General features: G+C 71.0%; 6 protein-coding genes. 1 reads left to right on the top strand and 5 read right to left on the bottom strand.

Annotated features, from left to right (window positions below):
* Positions 1–116: 116 nt before the first annotated feature.
* From Q1K57_RS02950 to Q1K57_RS02935, 4 genes are all read right to left on the bottom strand, one after another.
* Positions 117–764: a GNAT family N-acetyltransferase gene (locus Q1K57_RS02950; protein WP_300078840.1), complete on the bottom strand. Its 648-nt coding sequence runs from the start codon at positions 762–764 to the stop codon at positions 117–119.
* Between the two features lie 10 nt (positions 765–774).
* Positions 775–1,605: an aldo/keto reductase gene (locus Q1K57_RS02945; protein ID WP_300078838.1), complete on the bottom strand. Its 831-nt coding sequence runs from the start codon at positions 1,603–1,605 to the stop codon at positions 775–777.
* A gap of 108 nt (positions 1,606–1,713) precedes the next feature.
* Positions 1,714–2,562: a DUF1206 domain-containing protein gene (locus Q1K57_RS02940; RefSeq protein ID WP_300078835.1), complete on the bottom strand. Its 849-nt coding sequence runs from the start codon at positions 2,560–2,562 to the stop codon at positions 1,714–1,716.
* Positions 2,563–2,607: 45 nt separating this feature from the next.
* A complete protein-coding gene (locus Q1K57_RS02935) occupies positions 2,608–3,144 on the bottom strand; it encodes an NAD(P)H-dependent oxidoreductase (protein WP_300078833.1) in 537 nt (178 codons plus the stop codon).
* An 89-nt stretch (positions 3,145–3,233) separates the two neighbouring features.
* Between Q1K57_RS02935 and Q1K57_RS02930 the strand changes: the two genes are divergently transcribed.
* On the top strand, positions 3,234–4,148 hold the full coding sequence (locus Q1K57_RS02930; protein ID WP_300078831.1) for a DNA-3-methyladenine glycosylase 2 family protein: 915 nt from the start codon (positions 3,234–3,236) through the stop codon (positions 4,146–4,148).
* Between the two features lie 70 nt (positions 4,149–4,218).
* Here Q1K57_RS02930 and Q1K57_RS02925 read toward each other — a convergent pair.
* A partial coding sequence (locus tag Q1K57_RS02925) for a DUF4870 domain-containing protein (RefSeq protein ID WP_300078829.1) occupies positions 4,219–4,462 on the bottom strand: 244 nt, incomplete at its 5' end.

Genomic DNA, 4,462 nt, shown 5'->3' with positions numbered 1-4,462 from the left:
AAAGAGGGCGCCCCAGCGCCCTCTTTGTGAGCCCCAACCGTCACACGGGGGGAGTCCCCGACTGCACACGGGACGCCGCGTGGCTGCACGCCCGGGCTGCCGGAAACAGGGGCCCCTCACGTCTCGGGTAGCGCCCGTGCGGCCGTGGGCCCGATCAGACGCCACCCCAAGCGCTCGTACAGCCCCTTGCCCATGTCGGTCGAGCTCAACGTGGCCCGCGGGTAGCCCCGTTCGAGCGCCGCGGCCAGTCCGTGCATGACCGCCGCACCATACCCGCGCCCACGGCAATCCTCCTCGACGCCGACGTAGTCGGGGAGCGCGAACCTGTCCCCGTCGTGTTCCCGCAGGGCCACGTTGCCCATCGCGACCACGCGCCCGTCCGCGACGAGTTCGAGCCGCACGAGGTCGCCCTCGTCCACGAGCCGCCGCTCGAGCCCGAGGGGGATCCGCCACCCGGTCGGCACGCTCAGGTCTGTCCGGAACATCCAACTCGACGCCGCCACCGGGACCCCGGGCAGCAACGACGCCCAGTCGCCCGCCGATCCCGGCCACCGGATCCAGTCCATCGGCCCGGCCGCCGCGACGATCCCGCGCAGCGCCTCCACGCTCGGCGATCGGACGAACCAGCTCTGCCGCCCGTCCGGGCGATCGGTCCGCCAACCCAGCGGCGTCAGCACGGGCTCATCGGGGCGACGGGCGATCCACCAGGCACGGCTGTAGTCGTCGACGGCGGCGAGCATCTCCGCTGTCACAGGCTCTGGCACCCCGCCCACCTCAGCGGTTCCCCAGCTCGACGCTGTCCGGGTGGCTTCCGGATCGTTCGTCGCGGTTCAGTCCGGTGAGGTCAGCCATGGCGGCGGCGTCCAGCTCGAAGTCGAACACCGCGAGGTTCTCGGCGATCCGCTCCGGGTGGGTCGACTTGGGGAACACGACATCCCCGCGTTGCAGGTGCCAGCGGAGGACCACCTGCGCCGGCGCCCGCCCGACCTCCTCGGCGATCCGGAGGACCGCGGGGTCGTTCAGCACGCGCCCCCGAGCGAGCGGCGACCACGCTTGCGTGACGATGCCGAGCTCGCGGTGGAGCGAGCGCAACGGCTCCTGGGTGAGGTAGGGGTTGATCTCGACCTGGTTCACCGCGGGCACCACACCCGTGGCCTCGATGACTGCGCGGAGGTGGTCGGGTTGGAAGTTCGAGACGCCGATCTCGCGCACCCGCCCCGACTCCCACAGTTCGACGAGCACCCGCCACGTGGCGACGTAGTCGGTGGTGGCGGCCATCGGCCAGTGGATGAGGTACAGGTCCAGCACGTCGAGACGCAGGTCGGCCATCGAGCGCTCGAAGGCGGCGCGGGCGGCGTCCGGTTCGTGGTAGGGGTTGTCGAGCTTGCTGGTGACGAACACCTCGTCGCGAGCCAGGCCGGACGCCGCGAGCGCGGCTCCCACCTCCGCCTCGTTGCCGTACATCGCGGCCGTGTCGATGTGCCGATAGCCCGCCTCGAGCGCAGCCAGCACCGCACCCTCGGCGTCCGCGGGGTCGATCTTGTACGTGCCGAACCCCACCTGCGGGATCCGCGTGCCGTGCGCGAGAGTCAGCGTCGGAACCATGACAGACAACGTAGGCCCTTCAGCCCCGCTCGCGTCCGGCTGCAGGGGACGGCGCCGCACACATGGTCGGTGGTGGCGCGACCGGGCGTGACGATCCGGGCGCCGGCCCTACGCGTGCTTCGCGTGCATCGCCCAGTAGAAGCAGTACAGGCCGAACTGGCCGATGCCCAGGGCGAGGGCACTCACGAGCCACGGGCCGAAGGGTAACCCCAGGAACGTCTGGATGGCCTGATCGAGGCCACCCGCCCGGCTGGAGTCGTGCGTGAGCGCTGCCCAGATGAAGAGCCCGCCCACCCCGGCGAGAGCGACACCCTTCGCCGCATACCCCGCCTGCGCGAACTTCTCGCCTGCGCCGGTGAGGGTGGTCTCCAGGTCGTCGTTGAACGACTTGGTGAACGCCTTCACGATGCGGCCGACGCCGAACCCGATGATGACCGCCCCGACGAGCGCCACCAGCACCTGCCCGAAGGGCAGCGCCATAAGCCCACCGGACACCGACTCCTGCGCCTGTCCCTCGCCCGCACTCGTGTCGCTGCCCAACGCAATGTTCGCGGCCGTGATCCCCAGGTAGGCGTACAGGATCGCCCGGAACAGCGCGCCCGCACGCTTGCCCCAGCGCTTCAGGCCCTCGAACTCGGTGAACCCGACGAACAACGACACGACCTGCCAGACCACGAGCGTCGCGAAACCGATGGCGGCCACCCATAGCAGCCCGACGCCGAGCGGCGTGTCGGAGAGGGCTCGGAGGGCACCGGCGTTGGACGCCGTCTTGCTGCCGGTCCCCTGGCCCATCGCCAGCCGGATGCCCAGCCAGGCGATGAGGAGATGGACCACGCCGTAGGTGACCAGGCCCACCTTCACCAGCACCTGGTAGGCCGGATTGCGCTTCACCTTCCGGGCCGTCTCCCTGCCGGCGCCCGCGGCGTCCCCCGCAACTCCCTTGATGCCTTCCGCCATGCGGAAAAGCCTAGTCGGGGCGGACGCCGTTCGCGCCGGAAGGCATCAGGCGCCGGCCTTCTCCAAGTCGTCGAAGACCGCACCCATCGTCACCACGTTGCGGTTCTGGGGGGTGAACTCGCCGTCGGTAAAGTCGGTGAACAGGTTGATGTTGACCTCGGCGCGCACGTCGTACATCGAGAAATTGGCCAGCACGGTGCGCCAGTTCTCGATCGCGCGCACCCCGCCCACCGACCCGTAGCCCACGAATCCCACCGGCTTGCCCATCCACTCGGAGCCGAGGGTGTCCACGGCGTTCTTGAAGGCGCCGGGGACGCCGTGGTTGTACTCGGGCGTCACGAAGACGTACGCGTCGCACGCGTCGACGGCTGCGCTCCACGCCTGCACCTTGGGGTCGTCGTAGGACTTGTTCATGCTCATGGGGTGCCTCGCTCCGGTGAACAGCGGCACGTCGAAGCTCTTGAGGTCGATGAGCTCGTAGGTGGCGCCGGTGCGGGCGTTGCTCTGCTCGAGCACCCACTGCCCGACGGCGGCGCCCACCCGGCCCTCACGGATGGACCCGATGATGATGCCGATCTTCATGCTCTTCTTTCGTCGCCGATTTGATTGACCTCTCAAGTATACGCCGCCACGCCGCGCGCCGGTCTCCGGCCGTGACCCACAATGGTCCGGTGACACCAGCCGCCCGCACCTGGACGCCCGCCTGGCCCTGCCCGGTGGGCCAGATCTGGTCGTCGTGGCGGCGCGGCGCCGGCGACCCCACGTATCGCATCGCTGCCGGTCGCCATTGGCGCGCCCTGCGGACGCCCCTGGGGCCGGCCACGCTGTCCGTCTGGACGAGCCCGGGCGACGGCTCCGTGCACGCCGAGGCCTGGGGCGAGGGCGCCGGCTGGGCACTTGACCACCTGCCCACCCTCCTCGGCGCCGACGACGACACCGCCGGCTTCGGCGTCCGCCACCCCGCACTCGCCGCCGCGCTCCACGCCCACCCGCACTGGCGGGTCGGCCGCGGCGGGATCGTCATGGCGGCACTGGTCCCGGCCGTGATCGAGCAGAAGGTCACGGGCCAAGAAGCGTTCCGCGGGCACCGCGGGCTCGTGCGCCGCTACGGGACGCGCGCCCCTGGTGTCCCCGCATCCCTCGATCTGTGGCTGGCGCCCACGCCCGCCGAACTCCGTCGCATCCCGTCGTGGGAGTGGCTGCGCCTCGGCATCGACCACGCCCGCAGCGCCACGGTCCTGCGGGCGGCGGCGGTGGCGTCCGGCCTCGAACGCACCCTCACCTGCTCACCCGCGGAGGCCGACGCGCGGCTGCGCGGCATCCCGGGCATCGGCGTGTGGACGTCGGCCGAGGTGCGCGCCCGTGCTCACGGCGACCCGGACGCCGTCGCATTCGGCGACTACCACGTCGCCCGGAACATCGGCTGGGCGCTCGTGGGCGAAGAGGTCGACGACGATGCCCTGCTCGAGTTGCTGGAGCCCTACCGCGGCCACCGCTATCGCGTGCAGCGGCTCCTCGAGCTCGGCGGGTTCGTGCACCCCCGCCACGGCGCCCGCATGGCGCCGCGCACCCACCTGCCCACCTGACGCCACCGCACGTGACGACGGGCCGGACGCCGCGGCGTCCGGCCCGTCGGAGGGGCCACCCGGAGGTGGGTCAGTTCAGGATCTGGATCTGCATGGGGTAGGTGTACGCCTCGTCGCGCGACGCCTTGACGGCGCCGACGATGCCGAGGACCAGCGAGCCGATGCCACCCATCGCGATCAGCGGGAGGCCGATGATGGCTCCGACGACGGTGATCGTGAGGTTCCAGCCGACGATGCTGACGATGGCCATCGAGACGGCGTAGTTGAACGCACCGGCGGAGGCATTGCGGACGTAGCGCGACTTGTCCTTCTGG

It is taken from the genome of Propioniciclava sp. (genome assembly GCF_029977985.1).
Classification (GTDB): Bacteria; Actinomycetota; Actinomycetes; order Propionibacteriales; family Propionibacteriaceae; genus Propioniciclava.
Note: the sequence above shows the minus strand (reverse complement) of the source record. Positions and strands in the feature narration are given on the sequence as shown.

Excerpts from the sequence above, each read along its gene's own strand:
- Q1K57_RS02940 (WP_300078835.1), bottom strand. The coding sequence starts at position 2,562 with ATGGCGGAAGGCATCAAGGGAGTTGCGGGGGACGCCGCGGGCGCCGGC.
- Q1K57_RS02935 (WP_300078833.1), bottom strand. The coding sequence starts at position 3,144 with ATGAAGATCGGCATCATCATCGGGTCCATCCGTGAGGGCCGGGTGGGC.
- Q1K57_RS02945 (WP_300078838.1), bottom strand. The coding sequence starts at position 1,605 with ATGGTTCCGACGCTGACTCTCGCGCACGGCACGCGGATCCCGCAGGTG.